The following is a 23,314-nucleotide window of genomic DNA, read 5'->3' as shown; positions in this document are numbered from 1 at the left end:
GCCAGGCATCCTGGTCAGGGGACGCGGTGCAGCCGGATACCCTTAATGCATGACCTCTGCTAACTCCCAGTCCATGAAGCCGGCCACCGCTGCCAAGAAGCTTGGCATCTACCTGCCTGCGACACCCCAGGAGTTCCAGGATTCAACCATCACCCGCGCGGAGTTCGCCGAGCTGCAGTCCAACCCGCCGGAGTGGCTGGCCGAACTGCGCCGCAACGGCCCGCACCCCCGTCCGGTGGTCGCCCAGAAACTCAACATCTCCATCAGCGGACTCGCCCGCGGCGGCGTAGAAGAGGCACTGACGACGGCGGAAATCACCGCGCTGCTGCAGGCTCCCCCTGCATGGCTGGTTGCCGAGCGGGCAACGCACGCCGCCGTCCGCGCCGAGGCCCAGCGGGTCAAGGAAGAGGCTGCCAGGAAGGCAGCAAAGAAGGCGCGCCAGGGCTAAGGGAGACCGGCCGGTCCCGCCGCATAAACCGGCCACGGCCCGGTTTCCGGGCCGTGGCCTTGGGGAAACCCGGAATTCCGATCCCCCCGGGCTGGGGGTGCGTGGGGGTTCGTGCTGCCGTAAGGGGGCGCACCTCCCGCTGATGGCCGCACGGGCACTGACGTGGGCAAACCGTCGGCTATCCCCTCAGGGGCCCTCCAGGTAGGGGGACCAAAAGGTGTTCCCATAGGCGCTGATCCGGCCACTTATCCGGCCTGAAGCGTGCAACATTTCTCCAAGGGCACCTATCAATCCTGTGGTTGTGCGTGAAGGTCGCGCACCTCGGATCGATGAGGTCATCATGAAATCAGCTCGGAACGAGCCGGGAGCGCACACTTCTTGTCTTCCCGCCACACGGAGGGCCGCCGTCTTTGCCACGGCCTCTGCCGTCATTTGCTCAACCTCCATGTTCGCCATTCCGGCCGCGAGCGCGGCTGTCCCTACTTTCCCGGACAACATCGTGGTCTTCCCCGACCGCGACTTCATCACCATCGAGGGTTACCAGGACCGCATCGGTGAGACTGCAACCGTGGAGGTTTCCCGGGGTGGAAAGGTCGTAGGATCCGCCCAGTCTGAAGTCGCAGCCGGCGACGTCGCCTTCGAAATCAACCACCCCGGCGGCGTCTGCTGGGGAGCCGGAACCGGCCTGAATGTCACCCCGGACATCCTCCCCGGAGACGTCGTCTCCATAAAGTTCGGCGGTACGTCCGCCGGCGAAACCAAGGTGCAGGACACCTACGTGACAGGATCCTCCACCCGCGAAGGCAACACCGTCACGGTGAAGGGTTACCTGGGCAACGGCGTCAACCCTGCCCAGATGGAACAGCGGATCATTGAGCCCGCCCTGGACGACACCAGCGTTGCCCGCCGCGACGTGCGCGCCCTGCCCGGGCCGCTCACACCATCGGACAAGGGCGGCTATTCATCCGGCATGACCATCGAAGGAACCACCTTCACCGCCACCTACGTTTTCGACGAGACGGCAGCGGCTGAGCTGGCCGCCAACGCCGCCGGAGCACGCTCCATGGCCTGGGAGTTCGCCGACGCAGATGACAACCGCCAGGGCCTGACCATCGCCGAGTACGGCGAGCCCGGCGGCCCGGGCATGGGCGGCTGCCCCAACGGCCCGCTGCAGTCTGGCCCTCCGGCGCCGTCCGGCATCACCGCTGCCAACACCGCGGACGGCATTAAGCTGAACTGGAAACCCGCCGAGGCCATCCCCGGCACTCCCGCCATCACCGGCTACCGCGCCGTGGCCGTGGGCAAGACCGTGACCGGCAACGAGCGGGTGGAAATCGGCAAGCGCATCTCCGGCGCCGGGGCCACCGGCACAACCATCACGGGGCTTTCCGCCGATGAGGAATACGACGTCTACGTCGTGGGCGTCAGCAGCGTCGGTGAGACCTTCCCGGCCGCCCATGCGATCCCGGTCACGGATACCGAGGCACCGACTGTGTCGGCGTCCCCGGACGGCGGCACTTCCGCTGTGGCGCAGACCGTCACCCTGACCGCCAGCGAGACGGGCAGCGACATCTACTACACCATTGACGGCACGGAGCCGGTGCTTTCCGGTGGAGTGCTTTCAGACGAGGCAATCCACTACGAGGGCCCGATGGACATCGCTGCCACGACCACCCTGAAGTTCGTGGCATTCGATCCATCCGGCAACGTCTCCGCCGTCACCGAGCGGGTCTTCACCGTGACGAATGATCCGGTACCGGCTGCCCCGACCTTCACCACCGCACCCGTGGTGGGCCAAGGCACGGCCACCCTGTCCTGGAACGCACCCGATCCGGGCGCAACCGGACTCACCATCACCGGCTACACGATCCAGGCCTACACCGGAGGAGTTGCTTTCGGTGAACCCAAGACGACGACCGGTGACGTCACCACACTGGTCTACGGCGGACTCAACGGCGATACCGAATACCAGTTCACCGTGCGCGCTTCCAACACCAACGGCATGGGTCCCGTTTCGGAAATGACCCAGGCCGTCACTGTCCAGGGCGCCCTCGTCGCCCTGGCCGGACCGGACCAGAACGTTGTCCGCCGCACCACCGCCACCACGGTCACCCTGGACGGCGCCGGTTCCACCACGGCAGGCGCAACCTACCAGTGGGCACAGGTCCTGACCAGCCCGACCGATCCTGACAAGGTCACGCTGAGCGGAAGCAGCACCCTCAAGCCCACGTTCAGCCTTCCGGTCTTCCGGACGCCGATGACCAACAACCCGCTCACCTTCCGGCTGACGGTGACCGCTGGCGGCCAGACCCGGACGGACGACGTCAAGGTGGTTCCTGTTCCGGACCGCGTGACCATCAGCAGCGCCACGTGGAAGAGCGGCGACTTCCGGGTCAGCGGCACCAGCTCTGTGGTTGGCGGCACCATCACCATCCGCCAGAACAACGCGACCGGCAGGATTCTGGGAACGGCGGCCGTTACCGCCGCTGCGGCACCGGCCACCGGCGGCGTTTGGAGCATGCGGCTCCGCAACGGAGCTGCCGGCACCAGCAACCCGGGCAGCGTCTGGGTTGAGTCGACGGTAGGCGGCATGGCCGGCCCGCTGACGGTAACCAACAAGTAAAGACCCAGCCTTAACCACAGAAGTCCGGTGGCCGGCGGCATCAGCCGTCAGCCACCGGACTTCGGTGTGCTTGGGATCCTTATGAACTGCTGGTGGCGTCCTGCACCTCGCCCACCAGTTCCTCGATGATGTCCTCGAGGAATAGCACGCCGGTGGTGTTCCCTCGCGCATCGAAGACGCGGGCCACGTGGGCGCCGGTCCGGCGCATGGTGGCCAGGGCGTCCTCCAGTTCGCTGCCGCGGAACGTCGAGGCCAGCCGGCGGATGCGCTTCTCGGGCACCGGCCGGCTGAACTTCTCCGCCGTGGTGAGGTCCATGACGTCCTTCAGGTGAAGATAACCGGAGGGGTCGCCGTCGTCGTCGGTCAGAATGTAACGGGAGTAGCCGTGCTCGGCGACCGCCCGCTGGATATCCGCCGGCGTCGACGACGCCGGCAACAGCACCATCTGGCCGATCGGAACCTCAACATCGGCCACGGTCTTAGCCGTGAACTCGAAGGCAGCGCTGAGGGCACCTGTGTTGTCCGTCAGGACACCTTCCCTCGTGGACTGTTCCACGATGGTGGCCACCTCGTCCAGGGTGTAGGCGCTGGTCGCCTCGTCCTTGGGTTCCACCCGGAACAGGCGGAGGATTGAGTTGGCAATGCCGTTCAGGCCCCAGATGACCGGTTTGAAAACCCGCGCAACCATCACCAGCGGCGGCGCAAGGATGAGCGCCGCGCGGGTGGGAACCGAGAACGAGATGTTCTTGGGAACCATCTCGCCAAGGACCACGTGCAGGAAGGTCACCAGCAGCAGCGCCGCCACGAAGGCGATGACTCCGATCGCCTCCCCCGACAGGGATGTCAGGCCCAGCGGGATTTCCAGCAGGTGGTGGATGGCCGGCTCGGAAACGTTCAGGATCACCAGCGAGCAGACCGTGATGCCCAGCTGGCTGGTGGCCAGCATGAGCGTGGCATGCTCCATGGCCCACAGGGTGGTTTTCGCCGCCTTGCTGCCGGCCTCCGCCTTAGGCTCGATCTGGGACCGCCGTGCGGAGATGACGGCGAACTCGGCACCGACGAAGAACGCGTTGACCACCAGCAGGACGGCAAGCCAGATGATGCCCGGAAGGTACTCACTCATGGGTCAACTCCTGGGTCAGGCTGTCGATGATCCGGTCATGCGCGCTCTTGGGCGGCTCTGCCGTCTCCTCCGGTGTGAATTTGAGGCGCTCAACGTGGGTGCCGGCCACCCGCTCAACGCGGAGCGTGCCGCCGTCGATGGCCACCTCGTCGCCGAGTTCCGGCATGCGGTCCAGCTGGTCAGCGACGAAACCGGCCACGGTGTCATAGTCCTCGCCGTCGGGGACGGCGATGCCGGTGCGGTCCAGGAGCTCGTCCGGGCGCAGCGAAGCGTCGAAGGTGACGGACCGGCCGGTCCTGACCACGCCCACCCGGGCACGGTCGTGCTCGTCCTCCAGTTCACCGACGATCTCCTCCACCAGGTCCTCCAGGGTGACGATGCCGGCCGTTCCGCCGTGCTCGTCGGAGACGATGGCCACCTGCAGGCCCTGCTTGCGGAGCAGCACCAGAAGGGAGTCGACGCCCATGGATTCGGGGACCATGAGCGGTTCGATCATCAGGTCGGCAGCCAGGACCCTGGCGCGTTCCTCGAGGGCGACGGCGAACGCCTGCTTGACATGGAGCACGCCGAGCACGTCGTCCCGGTCGCGGCCGATGACCGGAAACCGCGAGTAGCCGGTGGTGCTGGCCAGTGCGATGACCTGCTCGGCCGTGTCCTCCGTGTTCACTGCGGTCATCCTTACACGGGGGGTCATAACGTCGCCGGCGCTGTGCTCGGAGAAGCGCAGCGTCCGGTGCAGCAGGGCCGCGTGGTCCAGGTCGAGAACGCCTTCCACAGCGGAGCGGCGGACCAGCGAGCTCAGTTCCTCGGCGCTGCGGGCGCCCGAGAGTTCCTCCTTGGGTTCGATGCCGAAGGACCTGATAATGGCGTTCGCCGTATTGTTGAACAGGAGGATGATGGGCTTGAACACCGTGGTGAACAGGGTCTGAAACGGGACTACCACCTTGGCGGTAGCCAGCGGCAGCGCGAGCGCGAAGTTCTTCGGAACCAGCTCACCGATCACCATCGAGAAGATGGTGGCGATGAAAATCGCGACGACGGCACCCACCCCGGGCACGAAGCCTTCCGGGAGTCCGGCCGCCACCAGCGGTCCGCTCAGCAGCCTGCTGATGGCCGGCTCAAAGGTATAGCCCGTCAGGAGGGTGGTGAGGGTGATGCCCAGCTGCGCACCGGACAGGTGCGTCGAGGTGATTTTCAGGGCTTTGATGGTGGGGGCAAGGCGTTTCTCACCCCGGGCCTGGCGCGCTTCCAGGTCGTTGCGGTCAAGATTGACCAGGGCAAACTCGGATGCGACGAAGAATCCGGTGCCGACTGTCAGGATCAGGCCGATCCCGATCATGATCCATTCATTCATTGAGGGCGCCCCTCTCCCGTGCTAACCGGCGTGCCGGTCAAGAGGATGAGGGGCCAGGGCATATGTGAAGGAGGGTCGTCCATAGTGCATTCCACTATATCGGGTGTTTATTGCTGCCCCGTTGCTCCATCGCCAGGAGCGAACAGCTAGGCCTTCGGATACGCGGCCATCAGGGCTGCCGATGCAACCCAGACGATTCCGACGACGGCCAGGCTCAGCGCGCCGCCGAATCCGGTGGCAGAGGCGGCCAGGGCTGCGCCACCGGCCGAGGCACTGGCGCGAAGACCGGCGCCGACGGTGAATATTTGGGACCGGAGGTGCGGCGGGCTCAGATAGTTGCGGAGGAAGAGCATCGCGGCGGCAGTGGACGCCGTGAAGACGCCCGACAGGCCGATTGCGACGACGGTCCAGGCCGTCCCGATCTCGACGGCGGCGCCGACGGTCAGCAGCCCGGTGGCGAAGAAACCGGCCGTCATGACGGCGTGGGGCCGGGCCTGCGTGGGACGCACTGTCTCGTACAACGCACCCAGCAGGCTTCCGACGGCGAACGACGTCACCACGAGTGCGCCGTCGCTGGGCGAACCGATCCGTTCGATGGAAAGGGCGACGGCGGCGATCGCGAGGCCGCCCTGGCCAAGCTGGCTCAGCGTGGAGGCGGCGGTGACCACGGTCAGGGGGCGGTGGCTGGAGATCCAGTGCAGCCCTGCCACGACCGTCTGCCACGGTGAAACCCGGGGAGCCGAGTGCGGTCTCAGGGCGATGAAGCTGACGCTCACTGCCCCTGCAGCGGCGATGGCGGCCAGCACCGCGAGCGAGGCCGGGGCGGGCAGGAACAGCGCCAGGATGGCAACAAAGGCCGGGCCCGCCACCGCCGAGACGTTGTAGGAAAGGGCGTCGTAGGCAAACGCCCGGCGGCCGCCAGGGATGACATCGGCGACGAAGCTGGAAAGTCCGCCCATGTAGAAGGGCGAGACAGCGCCCGCCACGGCCAGGCAGGTGAACACCAGCGGCAGCGGGAGCTGGCCGAGGAACGCGGTTACGGCAAAGGCCATGGCGGTGAGCACTCCGGAAACGGCCACAAGCAGGGCGGGGCGCCTGGCCCGGTCCAGTGCGGCACCGGCGAGCGGCGCGGCAAGGACACTGGGGCCGAGGGACACGGCCACCAGCGCACCGCCGATCCCCACATCGTTCATCTGCTGCACGGCGAGGATGGGGATCGCGACGGCCGAACCGGCCATGGCCATCCTCGGGGGTATCGAAGCCGCAAGGTATCCGGACGCGCTCATGGGCCGGCAGGGACCGCCTTTCTGGATGTGTTGCTTTGACCATAGTCCATCCCCGGCGGGTCCCCTGCCGGCGGCGATCCCTAAAACGGCAGCGGCAGCTTTGCCGTCCTGCCGCCGTCGAGCACCACAACCTCTCCGGTCAGGAAGCCCGACCGGCCACTGGCCAGGAAGACAGCCAGGTCCCCGACGTCCGTGGGGCGGCCCACCCGCCCCACGGGGTGCAGGCGGTCCAGCGCCTCCCGTGCGCCGGCCGCATCCGGCTGTGACTCAAGGTAGTTTTCGCTCAGCTCAGACGCGATCCACCCAGGGGCAATGGCATTGCAGCGGATGCCGTCCTTGCCCAGGTCCACTGCCATGGCGCGTGTCATTCCGTGGATGCCGGCCTTGGACGCACAGTAGGCGGCGTGGAGTGGATTCGCCGAAAGACCTTCGATGGATCCGATGTTGATGATGCTTCCGCCGCCCCGCCGCTGCATGTGCGGCAGGGCAGCCTGGGCCAGGAACAGCGGCGCACGCATGTTCACCGCCATCATCAGGTCCCATTCGTCCACCGTGATGTCTGCGACGCTGCGCTCAAACATGATGCCGGCGTTGTTCACCAGGATGTCGATGCCGCCGAAATGCCCGGCGGCGTGATCGGCAGCCGCCCTGATGGCTGCGGGGTCACCAAGGTCGGCCTGGATACCGAGAACGCCCCGATGCCGCAGCAGGTCCTCCCCCAGTTCCCGGCGCTGAACGACGGCGACCTGCGCCCCCTCTTCCAGGAACCGGTCAACGATCCCGCGTCCTATGCCCTGCCCGCCGCCGGTGACCAGGGCGATTTTGCCTTCCAGCTCCATGCTTTGTCCTCCAGTTCCAGCTAAAAGTGCCGCGACGTGGTGATGTGTCTCGGACCACTTTAGCGTTGCGTTCATTAACTAAACAGTCCGTTCATTGTGTGAACGACAGCTCCAGTGGTCATAGAATACGGCTGGAGGCAGCCGGCGAGCAGGAGCAGTGGTGACTGACACAACAATCCAGGCGGTGATGGCCGAACTGGCCGCGCTCGAGGATCCGGGGATGCGTGAGGCAAACCGGAAGCGCGGCGACGACCACGGTGTAAACCTGTCCAAACTGCGCGCCGTCGCGAAGCGGCTCAAGACCCAGCACGACCTAGCCATCGGCTTGTGGGCCACGGATGACACCGCGGCCCGCCTGCTGGCGTTGCTGATCTGCCGCCCCAAGGCGTTCGGCGCGCAGGAACTGGACGCCATACTGCGGCAGGCGCGTTCGCCCAAGGTGCATGACTGGCTGGTGAACTACGTGGTGAAGAAGAGCCCGCACGCCGAAGAATTGCGCGTCGCCTGGACCGACGACCCGGACCACGTGGTCGCGAGTGCCGGCTGGGCCCTGACCACGGAGCGGGTCGCAAAGAAGCCCGAGGGGCTCGACCTGCCGGGCCTGCTGGACACGATCGAGGCCGAGATGAAGGACGCCCCGGACCGCCTGCAGTGGGCGATGAACCATACCCTGGCGCAGATCGGCATCGAGCATGCCGAGCACCGTGCCCGGGCCATCGATATCGGCGAACGGCTGGAAGTCCTGAAGGACTACCCCACCCCGCCCAACTGCACGTCTCCCTTTGCCCCCGCCTGGATCCATGAGATGGTGAGCCGGCGGGGCGGGGCCTAAGGCTTCTAACCCTACTTCGCGGCAATGGCCAGAAACCGGATGGGCAGGTCCAGCAGCTCCAGCGGACCGTGCGGGCCTTCGCCGTCCAGGAGCAGGGAATCGCCGGGTTCCATCGTGTATTCGTACGCTCCGTGGCCGTAGACCATCCTGCCGTCGAGCATGTAGATGAACTCGGTGCCGGGGTGCTGGAAGAGCGGGAAGACGTCGGACGCGTCGGTCAGTGTCACCAGCGTGGGCTCGATGGCGTCGGTCCGCCCCTTCAGGGTCCCCAGCACCCGGTACTCGTGCCCGTGCTGGGTTCCGCTGCGCACCGTCAGGCTGCCCTGGCCGCTCTTGGTGAAGGTGGCGTCCCGGTCCGTATCCGCGCCGCGGAACAGCGCGGTGACCGGAATCTTCAGCCCGTCCGCCAGGCGCTGCAGGGTGGTGAGGGAGCAGGACGTGCTGGCGGTTTCAATCTTGGAGATCATCGCCTTGGACATGCCGGTCCGTGACGCCAGCTCTGACGCGGAGAGCCCGTTCGCCGTCCGGTAGTGGCGGACCTGGCCGGCAATGATCCGCTCGAGCTTGCCGGTCACGCCGTCGTCGGTATTCTCCGCGGCCGTGCCCCGCGCTTCGCCAGCCTGATCCGTCATCAAGCCATCATAGGCGGAGCCTGCAGACCGGATCCGAGCGCCCGGGCCGTTCCCAGCAGGCCCGCAAGGGCCTCCGCCAGCGCCGCCGCACCCGCCTCCGCGTCGGCGTCGTCCACCAGTTCCTCGGGCGAGTGGGAGATGCCAGTGGGGTTCCGCACGAACAGCATGGCGGTGGGAATGTGGCTGGCGAGCACCCCGGAGTCGTGCCCCGCCCCGGTGTCCAGGACCGGTGCCGCCGGAAGCAGGGCCTGGAGCTGGTCGCGCAGGCCGGCGTCGAAGTGCACCGTGGGGCTGAGGGATTCGACGCCGAACGTCACGGTGCAGTCTTCTTCCGCCGCCATCACCTGGGCGTTGAGGTGGATCGATTCCACCAGGGCAGCGGTGACCTCGTCACGGGGATGCCGGACGTCGATCCACATGTCCGCCCGGGAGGCGATGACGTTGGTGCCACCGGGAACGGGCTGGAGCCGGCCCACCGTCGCCCGCGCATCCCGGTATTTCGCGGCAGTGTCCCTGATGCCGATCATGATCTTGGCTGCGGCAATCATGGGATCCCGGCGGTCCTTCATGAGCGTGGTTCCGGCGTGGTTTCCCTGTCCGTGCACGGACAGTTTCCACCGGCCGTGACCCAGGATCGAGGAGCCGATGGCCACCGGCCGGCCGAGGTCGGCCAGTCCCCTGCCCTGCTCGACGTGCAGTTCCACGAACAGGCCCAGCTGGCTGAGGGTCCTGTGGTCGGCACCGATGAACCGGGGGTCCTGTCCGTTAGCTGCGGCCACGTCGGCGTACGTGTTGCCGTCCGCGTCCTTCAGGTTGCGGGCCTTGTTCGGATCCAGCGCGCCGGTGAGCAGGCGTGAGCCCAGGCAGGCGACGCCGAAGCGGGAGCCCTCCTCCTCCGGGAAGACGGCAATGACCAGCGGCCGGCGGGGACGGAACCCCCGGCCTTTCAGGATGTCGACGGCGACGAGCGCGGACGCGACGCCGAGCGGCCCGTCATATTCTCCGCCGCCGGGCACCGAGTCCAGGTGGCTGCCGGTAACGACGGCGTCCCGGCGGGAGCCTGTTGCCGTGTCCCACCAGGCCCAGATGATGCCGTTCCCGTCAGTGTGGACATCCAGCCCGCGCCGTTCGGCCTGCTCCACAAACCAGGCCCGGAGCCCGGTCTCCGCGGAGGAGAAGACCGGCCGGGAGTAGCCGCCGCGGCGGACGTCCGTTCCGACGTCGGAAATGTCCCGCAGAAGCCCGGCTACGGTATCGGTAGCCGTGGCGGCGCCGGCGCGGCCGGCGCCCGCCACGACAGGTTCGGGTGATTCCGGCATTACTTCGCCCCGGGGATCCAGCTGGTGCCTGCGAGGGGGACCCGGGCCATGGCCGACGCCTCGATGGTCAGGGCCACCAGGTCCTCCGGCTCGAGGTTGCGCAGGTGTGACTTGCCGCAGGCCCGGGCGATGGTCTGGGCCTCCATGGTCAGGACCCGCAGGTAGTTGGCGAGGCGCCGCCCGCCCGCGACCGGGTCAAGCCGGGAGGAGAGCTCCGGGTCCTGCGTGGTGATCCCGGCGGGGTCCTGGCCGTCCTGGAAGTCGTCGTAGAAGCCGGCCGCCGATCCCATGGCGGCGTATTCGGCCGCGTACCGGGGGTCGTTGTCGCCCAGCGCGATCAGCGCCGCCGTGCCGATGGCCACCGCATCGGCGCCAAGGGCCATGGCCTTGGCAACGTCGGCCCCGGTGCGGATGCCGCCGGAGACGATGAGCTGGACCTTGCGGTGCAGGCCGAGTTCCTGCAGTGCCTGCACCGCCTGCGGAATGGCCGCGAGGGTGGGGATGCCGACGTTTTCGATGAACACCTGCTGGGTGGCGGCGGTGCCGCCCTGCATGCCATCGACGACGACGACGTCGGCACCGGCTTTCACGGCAAGGGCGGTGTCGTAGTAGGGACGGGACGCGCCGATCTTGACGTAGATGGGCGTCTTCCAGTCGGTGATCTCGCGGAGCTCGCCGATCTTGATCTCCAGGTCGTCAGGTCCGGTCCAGTCCGGGTGGCGGCTGGCGGAGCGCTGGTCGATTCCCACCGGCAGGGTGCGCATGCCGGCCACGCGCTCGGTGATCTTCTGTCCAAGCAGCATGCCGCCGCCGCCGGGCTTGGCGCCCTGGCCGAGGACCACTTCGATCGCGTCGGCCTTCCGGAGGTCATCCGGGTTCATGCCGTAGCGCGAGGGCAGGTACTGGTACACGAGGTGCTTGGACTGCCCGCGCTCCTCCGGGGTCATGCCACCGTCGCCGGTGGTGGTGGAGGTGCCCACCTCGCTGGCACCGCGGCCCAGGGCCTCCTTGGCGTTGGCGGACAGGGCCCCGAAGCTCATGCCGGCGATGGTCACCGGGGTCTGCAGGTGCAGCGGCCTTGAGGCGTAGCGGTCACCGAGGACGACGTCGGTATCGCACTTTTCGCGGTACCCCTCCAGCGGGTAGCGCGACATGGAGGCTCCGAGGAACAGCAGGTCATCGAAGTGCGGGACCTTGCGCTTGGCTCCCCAGCCGCGGATGTCGTAGACGCCGGTGGCGGCGGCCCGCTGGATGTCGGCGATGGTGGCGCGGTCGAATGTGGCTGATTCGCGCAGGCCCAGTTCTTCAACCTGCTGTGCGGGGAGGGGTGATGGGGCGCCCAGGGAGGTGATGGTCATGGCGTTGTCCTTCTAGTAAGACGTCGAGTTGTGGACGCTGAAGTGGTAAAGGTTCCGGGCCGAGCCGTAGCGCTTGAAGTCGGCAGGGTTGTCGGTGCGGTCGGCGGCGGCGAGCAGCCCGGCGAGCTCCTCCAGGTGCTCGGCCTTCATCGGCTTCTCGATGCAGTCAGCGCCCAGGGAAGCGACGGTGCCCTTCACGTAGATGCGGGCTTCGTAAATGGAGTCGCCGAGGGCGTCCCCGGCATCGCCGCAGACCACAAGCCGGCCGGCCTGGGCCATGAAGGCTGACATGTGGCCGATGTTGCCGCCCACCACGATGTCCACGCCCTTCATGGAGATCCCGCAGCGGGCTCCGGCATTGCCGTCGATCACCACGAGCCCGCCGTGCCCGGTGGCCGCCGCCGACTGGGAGGCATCCCCTTTTACATGGACCTTTCCGGACATGATGTTCTCCGCGAGTCCGACGCCGGCGTTGCCGTTGATGGTCACCTCCCCTTTCTGGTGCATCCCGGCGGCGTAGTAGCCGGCATGGCCGTTGATCGTGACGCACACCGCGGCATCGATGCCGACGGCGAGGCTGTGCTTGCCGCCCGGGTTCTCGACAGTCCAGGACTGCCCGTCGAGTGCCTCGTGCAGAGCCTGGTTGAGGTCACGGACGGGGCTGTCGGCAAGGTCCACGAGCGCGGGAAGCTCATCGGTGGCCGTCGGGTAATCCTGCGTCTGGGTTTCGATCAGAGTGACCATGTGTAGACCTTTCCGGGTTCCGGTTCAAAGATGCGGGCTGTTGCGATGCCGGGCAGGGATGCCAGGGCGCGGTATTCGGAAGCCATGGCCACGTAATCGTCCGTTTCGGCGATGATGGCCGGCTTGCAGGCGATGGGGTCGCGGACCACTGCCATGCTGTCGGCGGTGGTGACGACGAGCGTGTAGAAGCCGTCGAACACCTTGCCGAGGCTGGTCAGGGCCTCCTCCAGGGTGTCGCCCTGCTTCAGGCGGGACGCGATGTAGCGGGCGCCCACTTCGGTGTCGTTGTCCGAGTCGAACACCACGCCTTCGCGCAGCAGGTCCCGGCGGATGGTGGCGTGGTTGGAGAAGGAGCCGTTATGGACCAGGCACAGGTCGTCGGCAACGGAGAACGGGTGCGAACCGCCGGCCGTGACGGCCGACTCCGTTGCCATCCTGGTATGGGACAGGCCCTGGCTGCCGGACATGGCCTCCAGCCCGTGCTCCGCGGCGATCTCCATCGGATGGCCCACGCTTTTCATGACGGCCACGTGTTCACCGCGGCCGATGATGGTGGACTCCGGGAGGGTTTCGCGCACTGCCTTAGCAAGCAGCCCGGTGTCGACGGCGGAACTGACGAAGGTCGTATCGCCCACCACTTTCACAGTTGTCCCTGCGGAGGCGGGCAGCAGGTTCTCCAGCGCCGCGGCGATCCCGGCTGCCGGCATGCCCTGGTCCTTGCCCAGCAGGCTGAGCGTGGAGGTGTTGCCGGAAACGAGGCCTGGGGTGTCGTAGACGGCGAGGCCGGCGGAGTCCGGGCCCCGGTCCACGATTTGGCACATCATCGAGGACAGGAGGCTGCCCATCCGGGGGTGCAGCAGGGGGTTGCGCAGCTGCAGCGCGGCGATTCCGCACATTTCAGGGTCCTTTGCTAGGGCTGGTTCTGTTTTGGGATGGAGCTCAGATCGAGGTCAGGTAGGTCCGGATTTCCCAGTCGCTCACCTGGTTGTGCCAGGTGAGGAACTCCTCCTCCTTGGCGTCGGCGTAGTACTTGCCGATCGCCTCATCCCCACTGAGGCTGGAGAGGATCACGGGATCCCGCCGCAGGGCTTCGACGGCGTGGAGCAGCGTTGCCGGCAGCAGGTGGGCGTCGGGCCGCGCTTCACCCGGGCCGGAGGGTGCTCCCGGGTCCGTCTCCCTGGCGATGCCGTCCAGGCCGGCCTCGATGGCGGTGGCGATGGCGAGGTAGGGGTTGGCCGAGCCGTCCCCGGAGCGCAGCTCGATCCGCTTTTCATCCGGCACGCGGACCATGTGGGTCCGGTCGTTGCCGCCGAAGGAGGCCTTTCGGGGCGACCACGTTGCGCCGGAAGAGCTGGTGGTGGCACCGGTGCGCTTGTACGAGTTCACTGTGGGAGCGAGGAACGCCTGCAGGGCCGGGGCGTGTTCGAGCAGGCCGCCAATGAAGGAGTAGGCGAGGGCTGACAGCCCAAGGCCGCGGTCGCCGTCGTTCCCGGGGAAGAGGGCGTCAGCCCCTGACCACAGCGACAGGTGGAAGTGCAGGCCCGTGCCGGTGCGGTCGGTGAAGGGCTTGGGCATGAAGGTGGCCGTCATGCCGCGCTGCTCAGCCAGGATGTTCAGGATGTAGCGCAGGGAGACCACGCGGTCCGCAGTAGTCAGCGCGTCCGCATAGTTGAAGTTTTGCTCGAACTGACCGGCGGCGTCCTCGTGGTCACTGGCGTAGTTGCCCCAGCCCAGGCTGTTCATGGCCGTGGAGATGGACGTGAGGTGCTCGTACATGCGGGTGACGCCGCGGGCGTCGTAGCAGGGACGGGGTGAGTCGTCGCGGGTATCGGCGGTGCTGAGGGTGCCGTCGGTGTTCTTGTTGACGAGGAAGTATTCCACCTCGGCGCCGATCTTTGCCTGCATTCCCTTCTCCGCCAGGCGGGCGAGGGTGTTCTTGAGGATGACGCGCGGCGCGTAGGGCCACGGCTTGCCGTCGACGTAGGGATCACAGTGGATCAGTGCGAGCCCTTCCTTGATGAACGGCACGGGGGTGAAGGACGCGAGGTCGGGAACGGCAATGAGGTCGGAATCCTGCGGCTTCTGGCCGATGAGGCCGGCCGCGTAGCCGGCGAAGCCCATGGCGCCGGCCTCGAGCTCATCGGCGGCTTCGACGGGCACCAGCTTGGCGCACGGTTTGCCGGTCATGTCCACGAAGGTGGCCAGCAGGAAGCGGACATCATGGGCCTTGGCGATGTCGGCGAGAGCGATCCGGCCCGCTTCCAATGAAATGGCGGGCTCCGTTGCTACTTCAGGTGTTGCGAGGCTTGTCATCGGAACTGTCCTGTTCGGTTCGGTGTTACCTACAGTGAACGTTGTTGAACCACAGTAGCCAAAGCGATGTTACAAAAGCCCGCTCGGTTTGTTAAATCTGCAAGACGGGTGAAGGTACCGATCGCAACGCGAAATTAACGCCGGCGAAACCCGCAGCCGTTCACTGCGGGGAATCATGGTTTCACGTCACTGGCCTGTGTTCACCCTCAAAGATGTGTCCACCCTCAGGAACCGGGCACCACACGCCTCTTTCCGTCCCCGATTGGAGTTTCCATGAATTCTGGAGATGTTGCCTGGATTCTCGCCGCGAGCGCCCTGGTCTGCATGATGATCCCGGCACTTGCCCTGTTTTACGGGGGCATGGTGGGATCCCGGCGGATCCTGAACATGATGATGATGTGTTTCGGCGGCGTCAGCGTCGTCGCCGTCCTTTGGGCGGTGTTCGGCTACTCGATGGTCTTCGGCAATTCCCTTGGCGGAGCCGGCCTGATCGGCGATGCCACCGAGTACCTCGGCCTGGGCCAGCTGCTGGCCGAGGATCCCGACGCCGCGATACCGCCGGCGCTGTTCGCCGCCTTCCAGCTGTTCTTTGCCGGGATCACCACCGCCATCATCGCCGGTGCCGCGGCCGGCAGGATGAAGTTCGGCGCCTGGATGACCTTCGCGGCCCTGTGGGCCGCACTGGTCTACTTCCCGGTGGCCCACTGGGTTTTCGCTTTCAGCTCCGCTGACGGCTCAGTCACCGGCGGCTGGATCGTCAACAACCTCAAGGCAATCGACTTCGCCGGCGGAACCGCCGTGCACATGAACGCCGGAATCGCAGCCCTCGCACTCGCACTGGTCCTGGGACGCAGCGCCGGCTGGCCCAGGAGCGAGCACGTCAGGCCGCACAGCCGCCCGCTGGTGCTGGTGGGAGCAGGACTGCTGTGGGCCGGCTGGTTCGGCTTCAACGCCGGTTCCGCCCTCACAGCCGGGCATTCGGCGTCGGTGGTTTTCCTGAACACAGCCGTGGCCGGCGCCGCCGGCCTGCTTGCCTGGACCCTCGTGGAACGCATCCGGCTCGGCAGCGCCAGCAGTATGGGGGCGGCGTCCGGACTGATTTCGGCCCTCGTGGCCATCACCCCGGCATGCGGTGCGGTGAGCCCGCTCGGGGCACTGGCCATCGGAGTGATCGCCGGGGCCGTCTGCTCCCTGGCCATCGAACTGAAGTTCCGCCTTGGCTTCGACGACTCGCTCGACGTCGTCGGCGTGCACCTCGTCGGCGGCATCATCGGAACCCTGCTGATCGGGCTCTTCGCCACGGACGCCGCTCCGAACAAGATCAACGGGCTCTTCTACGGCGGAGGCTTTGACCTGCTCGGCACCCAGACGGTCGCAACTTTGGCCACCCTTGCCTACTCCTTTGCCGTCACCTGGGTCATCGCCAAGGTCCTCAACATCGCCGTCGGCCTCCGCATCGACGAAGCGGCCGAACTCCGCGGCATCGACATCGCGGCCCACTCCGAGTCCGCCTACCTGATGGATGAGGAACCCGTGGAACTGGGCTCCCCGCACCGGGGCTGAACCGCACCGCTCCGGAAAAGGGAACATCTTCGTGAGCAGGCCGGGTCTACTTGGTAGGCCCGGCCTGCTCCGCGTATTCAACAGCCTTGCCGCCCACCTGGCTCAGGTATGCCTCGGACTGGTTGTAGGACCAGATGGCGTCGCTCCACCCCTGGGCGGTGGTGAGGTCGCGGCCGCCGGCGCAAAGATAGCCTGCCGCGCTGAGAGCGGCGTCGTCGATGTTGTGCGGGTCCGCCACCCCGTCCCCGTTGGCGTCCTTGCCCGCCAGCTTCCACGTGGAGGGAATGAACTGCATGGGCCCCACGGCGCGGTCCCAAAGGGTATCGCCATCGAGCGAGCCGCCGTCGGTGTCGGCAATGGCGGCAAAGCCATCGCCGTTAAGTCCGGGGCCGACGATCGGGCGCGTCACTTTCCCCGATGTGGTCAGACGGCCGCCGCCCAGGGCGCCGTGGGCGGACTCGACAAACCCGACGGCGGCCACCGTGTTCCAGCCGATTCTGCACCCCGGTACCGCAGCGTTCGCCATGCCGGCCCCGGCAACATACGCGCGGAGCGCCCGGTCAGGAATGCCTGTTTGCGCTGCGGTCCGCGCCAGCCAGCCAGGGTCCACAGTCCTGGTGATGTTCACGGCATGCTGGCTGCCGTTTGCGAGCGGCACGAACTTGCCCGCCGATTGCGGGGGCGCCGGCTGGCCCGCACGGTTCCCTGCGCCGGAGGTCCCCGCACCGGTCGCGCCGATAAGCCAGAACGCGGACGCCGTGATGGCGCCGAACGCGACAAGGCTGAGGACCGCAAGGCGTTTCAGACGAAGCACGGAACAGCCTAACCCGGGAGCCCCTAAACGTTGACAAAGTGCCGGGTCCGCCGTTCTACTTTTATGCAGGCACCGAACAAGATGCACGCGAGACAGTATGCGTGGACCGGCTTCATCAGAGCCCCGTGGGGGCGGTGCATCAGCGGCCTACCGGCTGAACATATTGGCGCCCGGCGCAGCTGCGTACGCAGTGATCCCGGAGCGGCCTGCCGCCATTTCCGCGCGCGGCCCACATTTCTGATAAAGCCCAAATTTTGAACTGCCCAAAGGACACCCATGCCCAGCACCACCCAAACGATCGACATCCAGGTAGACAACCGCAAGGTCCTCGACGAACGGCTGGATGCTGCCGTCAAGTGCCTTCAGGAGGCGGCCATGCTCACCCGAACGCACGGGATCGTCGTTACCCGCAACAGGCCCGGGAGCTACACCGCCGCGCTGTCCGAAGAGGTTCCATTCGGCATGACCCGCGAAGTCATCCTCTAGACTTTGGGGACCTTAACCCGTCCCCGGTTACCGGGAATACCTGGCGGCGCCCGCTCGTTGAGTCCTGCGAATGTGCGCCGTCCGGCGCTCAGCCGAAGGAGTTAAAACCATGGCAACTGACTACGACGCCCCCCGCGTGACCCAAGAGGACCAGCCGGCCAACGAATCCCTGGAGGCCATCCAGTCCCGGCAGGGCGGGTCCCAGACGGCCCTGCTTGACGTGGAGGAAGCCGACACCGCCGAAGGCATCGACCTTCCCGGTGCCGACCTGTCGCACGAAGAGCTGCTGATCCAGGTTGTTCCGGTGCAGGAAGATGAGTTCACCTGCATGTCCTGCTTCCTGGTCCACCACCGCAGCCAGCTCGCGCGCGAAAAGGACGGCAAGAAGTACTGCTCGGAGTGCGAAGGCTAATACCGAAGCTCTAGCACTGCAGGGCCAGCACTGAGAAGATAGCGCTGTGCTGGCCCGGCTCCGATCGTCCTGGACCGCCGTCGTTCCCGTCGTCGGCCTGATCGTGCTGGCCGTGACCTGGGGAGTTTCCCCCGGCCCGGTGCTGGCCACCGTCATCGCGGTGGTCCTGGTGGGCGCCGTCCTGGCGGCGGTGCACCACGCGGAAGTAGTCGCCCAGCGCGTCGGCGAGCCCTTCGGGTCCCTCGTGCTGGCAGTTGCGGTGACAGTCATCGAGGTGGCCCTGATCGTCACGCTGATCGCGTCCGGTGGTGAGGGCAGCCATTCGCTGGCACGGGACACCGTCTTCGCCGCCGTCATGATCACGGCCAACGGCATCGTGGGGATCGCCCTCCTGGTGGGCGCCCGCAGGTACGGCATTCCGCGGTTCAACCCGGAGGGAGCAGGTGCCGCCCTCGCCGTGGTCACCACCCTCGCCACCCTGACACTGGTCCTGCCGACCTTCACGACATCGCGGCCCGGACCTGAGTTTTCTCCCCTGCAGCTGGGCTTCGCCGCCGTGGCGTCGCTGTCCCTCTACGGCGTGTTCGTGCTGACGCAGACCGTCCGCCACCGCCACTTTTTCCTGCCCGTGGTGTCCCCCGGCGACGGCGAGGACGACCTGCACGGCCCCGCCCCCACCAACCGGGCCACCTACATCAGCCTGGCGCTGCTCTGCGCGGCACTGGTCGCCGTCGTCGGACTGGCCAAAACCGTATCGCCGGTCATCGAGGCGGGCGTCACCCGTGCCGGGATCCCTGAGTCCTTCGTGGGCGTGGTCATCGCGCTCCTGGTCCTGCTGCCAGAGGGACTCGCCGCCACCCGGGCAGCGTCGCGGAACAGAATCCAGATCAGCCTCAACCTGGCCTACGGCTCGGCAATTGCCAGCATCGGCCTCACGATTCCGGCCATCGCCGTCGCCAGCATCTGGCTGGAGGGCCCGCTGACGCTGGGCCTCGGCGGCACGCAGATCGTCCTGTTCCTGCTGACCGTCATCGTCGGAACACTCACGGTGGTGCCCGGCCGGGCCACCCGGTTGCAGGGAGCCATCCACCTGGTGCTGTTCGCCGCGTTCCTCTTGCTGGCCATGTTCCCGTAGCTGGATTTTGCACTTCGATATCATGGCTTCATGACTTCCCCCTCAGGGAGCGACGAAGACCTCCTGCTCGAGCGGCAGCTCTGTTTCGCTCTCGCTGTCGCCTCGCGCACCGTCATCAGTGCCTACCGGCCGGTGCTGCAGGAACTGAACCTGACCCACCCGCAGTATCTGGTGATGCTTGCGCTGTGGGAAAAGAGCCCGCGTTCCGTCAAGGAAATCAGCGACGCCCTCCTCCTGGTCCCGGCCACCCTGTCCCCGCTGCTCAAGCGGCTCGAAGCCCTGGGGTACGTCACCCGTCGCCGCGTTCCCGGGGATGAACGGTCCCTCGCGGTGGGCCTGACGCCCGAAGGCACCGCGCTCCGGGACAAGGCCATGGGCGTCCCCGGCACCATGCTGGCCAAGCTCGGCCTCAGCCGCGCCCAGGCGGAGGACATCCACGTTGCCATGACGCAGCTCATCGAAACCGCCCAGGTGGACCACACCCTCCCGGCCGACCCCGACGCGGAAGACCAGGCAACCGCCTGATCCCCCTCCTGGCGCCACCCCTTGCGGCACCTCCGCCGCACCTGCTTCGCTGAGTGCATGACGGACTACGAAGAGAACCCCGACCTGCCCGGCGACCGGCACCTGCGGGAGGATGTGGTGCCCGGCGCCGAGCAGGAGACCGAAGACTCCGACAATAAGCGGTTGCCGCCGGGCCAGACCAACGCGGACCAGCAGGTAGCCGGGCTGGGTGCTGCCACCCACTACGGGGACGCGGCGGATCCCGAAGCCGAGGCCGATGGGAACAAACCCCTTTAGCGTCACTTTCGCCGGGCGGTCACCTCAAAGGTGACCGCCCGGCGTCGTACTTTCCCCTGTTTTCCCCTGGCTAGAGGCCGACGGCGGTGAGCGCCTGGTCGTAGATGTCCAGGGCAGTGGCCACTTCCGCGGGCGTCACGACGGCGGGCGGGACGACGTGGATGCGGTTGTCGGCGATGAAGGGCAGCAGGCCCCGGCGCAGGAGCTCGGCCTTGAGGCGGCCCATGCCGTCGGCAGAGACCGGCTCGCGGGTGGCGCGGTCCTGGACCAGCTCCAGCGCCCAGAAGACGCCGCGGCCGCGGACATCGCCGATCACGTCATGCCGCTCTGCGAGCGCACGCAGGCCCGGTCCGAGGTGGTCCCGGCCGATCCGGGCCGCATTGCCCACGATGTCCTCCTCCTCGAAGGCCTCGATGGATGCCACGACCGAGGCTGCGGCGAGGGGGTGGCCGGAGTACGTGAGACCCCCGGGGAACACGCGCTCGTCAAAGGTGGCTGCGATGTCGCCGGAGATGATGACGCCGCCCACGGGGACGTAGCCGGAGTTCACACCCTTGGCGAAGGTGATGAGGTCCGGGGTGACGTTGAACGCGTCGAGGGCGAACCAGTCGCCGGTGCGCCCGAAGCCGGCCATGACCTCGTCCAGGATCATCACGATGCCGTACTCGTCGCACAGTGCGCGGACGCCTTCGAGGTAGCCGGGCGTGGGAACCAGGATGCCGGCCGTGCCGGGGACGGTTTCGAGCAGGACCGCGGCAACGGACTGCGGACCTTCGGCCTGGATGACGCGGCGCAGGTGGTGCAGGGCGCGCTCGGTTTCCTGCTCCGGGGTTTCGGCCCAGAACTCGGAGCGGTAGAGGTACGGACCAAAGACGTGAACGTGGCCGCGGGCGTATTCGTTGGGGATGCGGCGCCAGTCTCCTGTGGCCACGATCGCGGAGCCCGTGTTGCCGTGGTAGGAGCGGTAGCGGGAGATGACCTTGTCGCGGCCGGTGTGCAGCCGGGCCATGCGGATGGCGTTTTCATTCGCGTCGGCGCCGCCGTTGGTGAAGAAGACCTTCTCCATGTTGGCGGGGGCGTGGGACAGGATCCTGGCCGCTGCCGTGGCCCGGACGTGGTTGGCGTGGGCCGGGGCCACGGTGGCCAGGCTGGTTGCCTGCTGGGCGATGGCCGCGATGACCTTGGGGTGCTGGTGGCCGATGTTGGTGTTGACCAGCTGGCTGGAGAAGTCCAGGTAGGTGTTGCCGTCGTGGTCCCAGACGGTGCTGCCGGACCCGCCGGCGATCGCCATCGGGTTGAGGGACTTCTGTGCCGACCAGGAGTGGAAGACATTCGCCCGGTCCAGGGCGACGACGTCGGCGTTGCTGATGGTGCCGCGGCTGACGGCTGCGCTGGTGACTGCGGCGTTGGTGACTGCGGAGTCCAGGGTTGCCTGGCTGGCGACCATGACGGTTCCTCTCGGTGGAAGGATTAGGAAGTTCCTTCATCATCCGGTTCCCCGCCGCCGCAACCCCATATACCTTTGTACAATCGGTCCCATCCTGTTCGACGTTTTCACATCCCTGGGGGTCCGGCATGCCGCCAAGCCTAAACGTCCTCCTCCGCAGCCGCGCGCTGAAGCTCCGCCTCGTCGTGCCCGACGCCGGATCCGCCCAGCTGGACGAGCCGGTCGGCTGGGTCCACAGCTCCGATCTGGAGGACCCCACGCCGTTCCTCGACGCCGGACAGCTGCTGCTCACCGACGGGACCCAGTTCCCGGTGGAGGGAGAGTTCCGCAAGGGGTATGAGGAGTACGTGGAGCGCCTGGTGGGGCACGGCATCGCGGGCCTCGGCTTCGCCACACAGGTTATCCACGGGACACTGCCGCCGGCGCTGGAGGAAGCCTGCCGGAACCACGGGCTGCCGTTGCTGGAGGTCCCGGACAGGACGCCGTTCATCGCGATCATCCGCATGGTGGCTGATTACCTGGCCAAGGAGGAGCACGCCCGCGCGGAATGGTCGCTGCAGGCACAGCGGGCCATCTCCCGCGCAGCCCTCCGCCCTGACGGGCTGACCTCGATTCTCGGCGAGCTGGAACGCCAGCTGCACAGCTGGGTGGCGCTCTACGATGCTGCCGGCAACTATGTCCGGATGCCCAGGAATCGGCCGGTTCCTTCCGATATCGCCGGCGAAGTCACAGCGAAGGTCCGTCATGCCCTGGACCTGGGGACGCGGTCCGCCTCGCACCTGGAGATCGCCGGCCAGTCGGTGACGCTGCAGACCCTCGGCCGGAAGGGCAGCCTTCGCGGTGCCCTGGTGCTGGGTGCCATCGAGCCGCTGGACCCGGCCAGGACGGACATCGTCAACAGCGTGATCGGCCTCGCCAGCCTGGCACTCGAACAGGCCCGCACCCTCGACACCGCCCGCCGGCACCTGCGCGCGGGCGTCTTCGAGCAGCTGCTGGCAGGCAGCACCGACGTCGCGGTCAGAACGGCGAGGCAGGTGTGGGGCCAGCTGCCGCGGGAGCCGTTGCTCGTGACCGCTTCACGGCACGAGAATCCGGCGCCGAACCTGCTCGAGGCACTGGAACTGCTCGCCGATGACCACCGGGGCGCCGTGTTCTACGCCCTGCGCGGTGACCTTTTGGTGGTCCTGGCCGGGCGGCAGCACCAGGACAAGGTCGTGGAACTGCTGCAGCGGCACGGCGCCTGCGGCATCTCCTCCGAGACCGCCATGGAGGCTCTTCCCGGCGCTCTTGAGGAAGCCAGCCGGGCGCTGCGGCGCGCCACAGAACTGGGGAGGGGCGCCGTCGAGTTTTCCGAACTGTCCGACGGCGGGATGCTGGGTTTGCTGCGCGAGGAAAAGGCCGGGCCTGTGGCCCGGGGGCTCCTGCAGCCGCTCATCGCCCATGACGCGGCGGAGCAAACGGAGCTGCTGGCAACAGTGCGGGAATGGTTTGCGAACGACTGCGTGTGGGACAAGACCGCCCGGCGCCTCGGCGTCCACCGCCACACCCTGCGGAACCGGGTGGACGCCGCCGGGCGGATCCTGGGCCTGAACCTGGACGGCATGCGCGACCGGCTGGAGCTGTTCGCCGCGGTGCAGTTCCTGGAGGAGCGACAGGCGGGAACCGGTAATAAGTGATAGAGGGTCAGGGGGAAACCGGTAATAAGTGATAGAGCGTCAGGAGGGGCGGCACCCTTCCCGACGCTCACTCACTTTATGCGGGTTTTCCCCCAACGCTCTCTCACAT

The 23,314-nt window shown here is 67.2% G+C and carries 22 protein-coding genes; 10 read left to right on the top strand and 12 right to left on the bottom strand.

Annotated elements, in window-relative coordinates:
- The first annotated feature begins 49 nt into the window (after nt 1-49).
- Together ACFTR6_RS11330 and ACFTR6_RS11325 are read left to right on the top strand one after the other, a co-directional pair.
- Nucleotides 50-448 carry a DUF5997 family protein gene (locus ACFTR6_RS11330; protein WP_076799296.1) on the top strand — a complete coding sequence of 133 codons (399 nt, stop codon included), beginning with the start codon at nt 50-52 and terminating at the stop codon, nt 446-448.
- Between the two features lie 445 nt (nt 449-893).
- Entirely contained in the window at nt 894-3,071 is a 2,178-nt protein-coding gene (locus tag ACFTR6_RS11325) for a fibronectin type III domain-containing protein (protein WP_377957995.1), read from the top strand.
- A gap of 79 nt (nt 3,072-3,150) precedes the next feature.
- Here ACFTR6_RS11325 and ACFTR6_RS11320 read toward each other — a convergent pair whose 3' ends face one another.
- From ACFTR6_RS11320 to ACFTR6_RS11305, 4 genes are all read right to left on the bottom strand, one after another.
- Entirely contained in the window at nt 3,151-4,194 is a 1,044-nt protein-coding gene (locus ACFTR6_RS11320) for a hemolysin family protein (protein WP_076799298.1), read from the bottom strand.
- Nucleotides 4,187-5,548, bottom strand: a complete 1,362-nt coding sequence (locus ACFTR6_RS11315) for a hemolysin family protein (RefSeq protein WP_377957994.1) — start codon at nt 5,546-5,548, stop codon at nt 4,187-4,189. Before ACFTR6_RS11315 ends, ACFTR6_RS11320 begins: the two co-directional genes overlap by 8 nt.
- Nucleotides 5,549-5,694: 146 nt before the next feature.
- Nucleotides 5,695-6,786 (bottom strand): MFS transporter, encoded by a 1,092-nt coding sequence (locus ACFTR6_RS11310; RefSeq protein ID WP_377957993.1) that lies wholly within the window; start codon nt 6,784-6,786, stop codon nt 5,695-5,697.
- Nucleotides 6,787-6,914: 128 nt separating this feature from the next.
- Nucleotides 6,915-7,673 carry an SDR family NAD(P)-dependent oxidoreductase gene (locus tag ACFTR6_RS11305; RefSeq protein WP_377957992.1) on the bottom strand — a complete coding sequence of 253 codons (759 nt, stop codon included), beginning with the start codon at nt 7,671-7,673 and terminating at the stop codon, nt 6,915-6,917.
- 187 nt (nt 7,674-7,860) lie between these two features.
- Between ACFTR6_RS11305 and ACFTR6_RS11300 the strand changes: the two genes are divergently transcribed.
- The gene (locus ACFTR6_RS11300) at nt 7,861-8,505 is read left to right on the top strand and encodes a DNA alkylation repair protein (RefSeq protein WP_216639996.1); all 645 of its coding nucleotides are present in this window, start codon (nt 7,861-7,863) and stop codon (nt 8,503-8,505) included.
- An 11-nt stretch (nt 8,506-8,516) separates the two neighbouring features.
- Here the strand turns inward: ACFTR6_RS11300 and ACFTR6_RS11295 are convergent, their stop codons facing one another.
- The 6 genes from ACFTR6_RS11295 to glnT are packed head-to-tail and all read right to left on the bottom strand — an operon-like array spanning nt 8,517 to nt 14,871.
- Nucleotides 8,517-9,137: a helix-turn-helix domain-containing protein gene (locus ACFTR6_RS11295; RefSeq protein WP_377957991.1), complete on the bottom strand. Its 621-nt coding sequence runs from the start codon at nt 9,135-9,137 to the stop codon at nt 8,517-8,519.
- Nucleotides 9,137-10,456, bottom strand: a complete 1,320-nt coding sequence (locus ACFTR6_RS11290) for an allantoate amidohydrolase (protein ID WP_377957990.1) — start codon at nt 10,454-10,456, stop codon at nt 9,137-9,139. Before ACFTR6_RS11290 ends, ACFTR6_RS11295 begins: the two co-directional genes overlap by 1 nt.
- Nucleotides 10,456-11,814 carry an FMN-binding glutamate synthase family protein gene (locus ACFTR6_RS11285; RefSeq protein ID WP_377957989.1) on the bottom strand — a complete coding sequence of 453 codons (1,359 nt, stop codon included), beginning with the start codon at nt 11,812-11,814 and terminating at the stop codon, nt 10,456-10,458. The genes ACFTR6_RS11290 and ACFTR6_RS11285 overlap by 1 nt, the downstream gene beginning before the upstream one ends.
- Before the next feature lie 12 nt (nt 11,815-11,826).
- Complete coding sequence (locus ACFTR6_RS11280) at nt 11,827-12,558, bottom strand: protein glxC (protein WP_377957988.1); 732 nt, start codon at nt 12,556-12,558, stop codon at nt 11,827-11,829.
- A complete protein-coding gene (locus tag ACFTR6_RS11275) occupies nt 12,546-13,454 on the bottom strand; it encodes a glutamine amidotransferase (protein WP_377957987.1) in 909 nt (302 codons plus the stop codon). Before ACFTR6_RS11275 ends, ACFTR6_RS11280 begins: the two co-directional genes overlap by 13 nt.
- Before the next feature lie 43 nt (nt 13,455-13,497).
- On the bottom strand, nt 13,498-14,871 hold the full coding sequence (gene glnT, locus ACFTR6_RS11270) for a type III glutamate--ammonia ligase (RefSeq protein WP_377957986.1): 1,374 nt from the start codon (nt 14,869-14,871) through the stop codon (nt 13,498-13,500).
- Between the two features lie 273 nt (nt 14,872-15,144).
- Here glnT and ACFTR6_RS11265 point away from each other — a divergent pair, with 273 nt between their 5' ends.
- Nucleotides 15,145-16,434, top strand: coding sequence for an ammonium transporter (locus tag ACFTR6_RS11265; RefSeq protein WP_377957985.1), 1,290 nt, complete (start codon nt 15,145-15,147; stop codon nt 16,432-16,434).
- A gap of 46 nt (nt 16,435-16,480) precedes the next feature.
- Here the strand turns inward: ACFTR6_RS11265 and ACFTR6_RS11260 are convergent, their stop codons facing one another.
- On the bottom strand, nt 16,481-17,248 hold the full coding sequence (locus ACFTR6_RS11260; RefSeq protein ID WP_377957984.1) for a lytic transglycosylase domain-containing protein: 768 nt from the start codon (nt 17,246-17,248) through the stop codon (nt 16,481-16,483).
- 276 nt (nt 17,249-17,524) lie between these two features.
- Here ACFTR6_RS11260 and ACFTR6_RS11255 point away from each other — a divergent pair, with 276 nt between their 5' ends.
- The 5 genes from ACFTR6_RS11255 (at nt 17,525) to ACFTR6_RS11235 (ending at nt 20,082) form a co-directional block, all read left to right on the top strand.
- Nucleotides 17,525-17,734, top strand: coding sequence for a hypothetical protein (locus ACFTR6_RS11255; protein WP_076799311.1), 210 nt, complete (start codon nt 17,525-17,527; stop codon nt 17,732-17,734).
- Nucleotides 17,735-17,843: 109 nt separating this feature from the next.
- Entirely contained in the window at nt 17,844-18,146 is a 303-nt protein-coding gene (locus ACFTR6_RS11250; protein ID WP_076799312.1) for a DUF4193 domain-containing protein, read from the top strand.
- Between the two features lie 46 nt (nt 18,147-18,192).
- Nucleotides 18,193-19,281, top strand: coding sequence for a calcium:proton antiporter (locus ACFTR6_RS11245; RefSeq protein ID WP_377957983.1), 1,089 nt, complete (start codon nt 18,193-18,195; stop codon nt 19,279-19,281).
- Nucleotides 19,282-19,311: 30 nt separating this feature from the next.
- Nucleotides 19,312-19,806, top strand: coding sequence for a MarR family winged helix-turn-helix transcriptional regulator (locus ACFTR6_RS11240; protein WP_377957982.1), 495 nt, complete (start codon nt 19,312-19,314; stop codon nt 19,804-19,806).
- Between the two features lie 57 nt (nt 19,807-19,863).
- The gene (locus tag ACFTR6_RS11235; protein ID WP_076803631.1) at nt 19,864-20,082 is read left to right on the top strand and encodes a hypothetical protein; all 219 of its coding nucleotides are present in this window, start codon (nt 19,864-19,866) and stop codon (nt 20,080-20,082) included.
- Nucleotides 20,083-20,152: 70 nt separating this feature from the next.
- On the opposite strand, the gene ACFTR6_RS11230 is transcribed toward ACFTR6_RS11235, so the two are convergent.
- Nucleotides 20,153-21,529 (bottom strand): aspartate aminotransferase family protein, encoded by a 1,377-nt coding sequence (locus ACFTR6_RS11230; RefSeq protein ID WP_377957981.1) that lies wholly within the window; start codon nt 21,527-21,529, stop codon nt 20,153-20,155.
- Nucleotides 21,530-21,657: 128 nt separating this feature from the next.
- Between ACFTR6_RS11230 and ACFTR6_RS11225 the strand changes: the two genes are divergently transcribed.
- Nucleotides 21,658-23,205 (top strand): PucR family transcriptional regulator, encoded by a 1,548-nt coding sequence (locus ACFTR6_RS11225; protein WP_377957980.1) that lies wholly within the window; start codon nt 21,658-21,660, stop codon nt 23,203-23,205.
- Nucleotides 23,206-23,314: the final 109 nt, after the last annotated feature.

This window comes from Arthrobacter sp. NPDC057009, assembly GCF_042673905.1.
Classification (GTDB): domain Bacteria; phylum Actinomycetota; class Actinomycetes; order Actinomycetales; family Micrococcaceae; genus Arthrobacter.
Note: the sequence above shows the minus strand (reverse complement) of the source record. Positions and strands in the feature narration are given on the sequence as shown.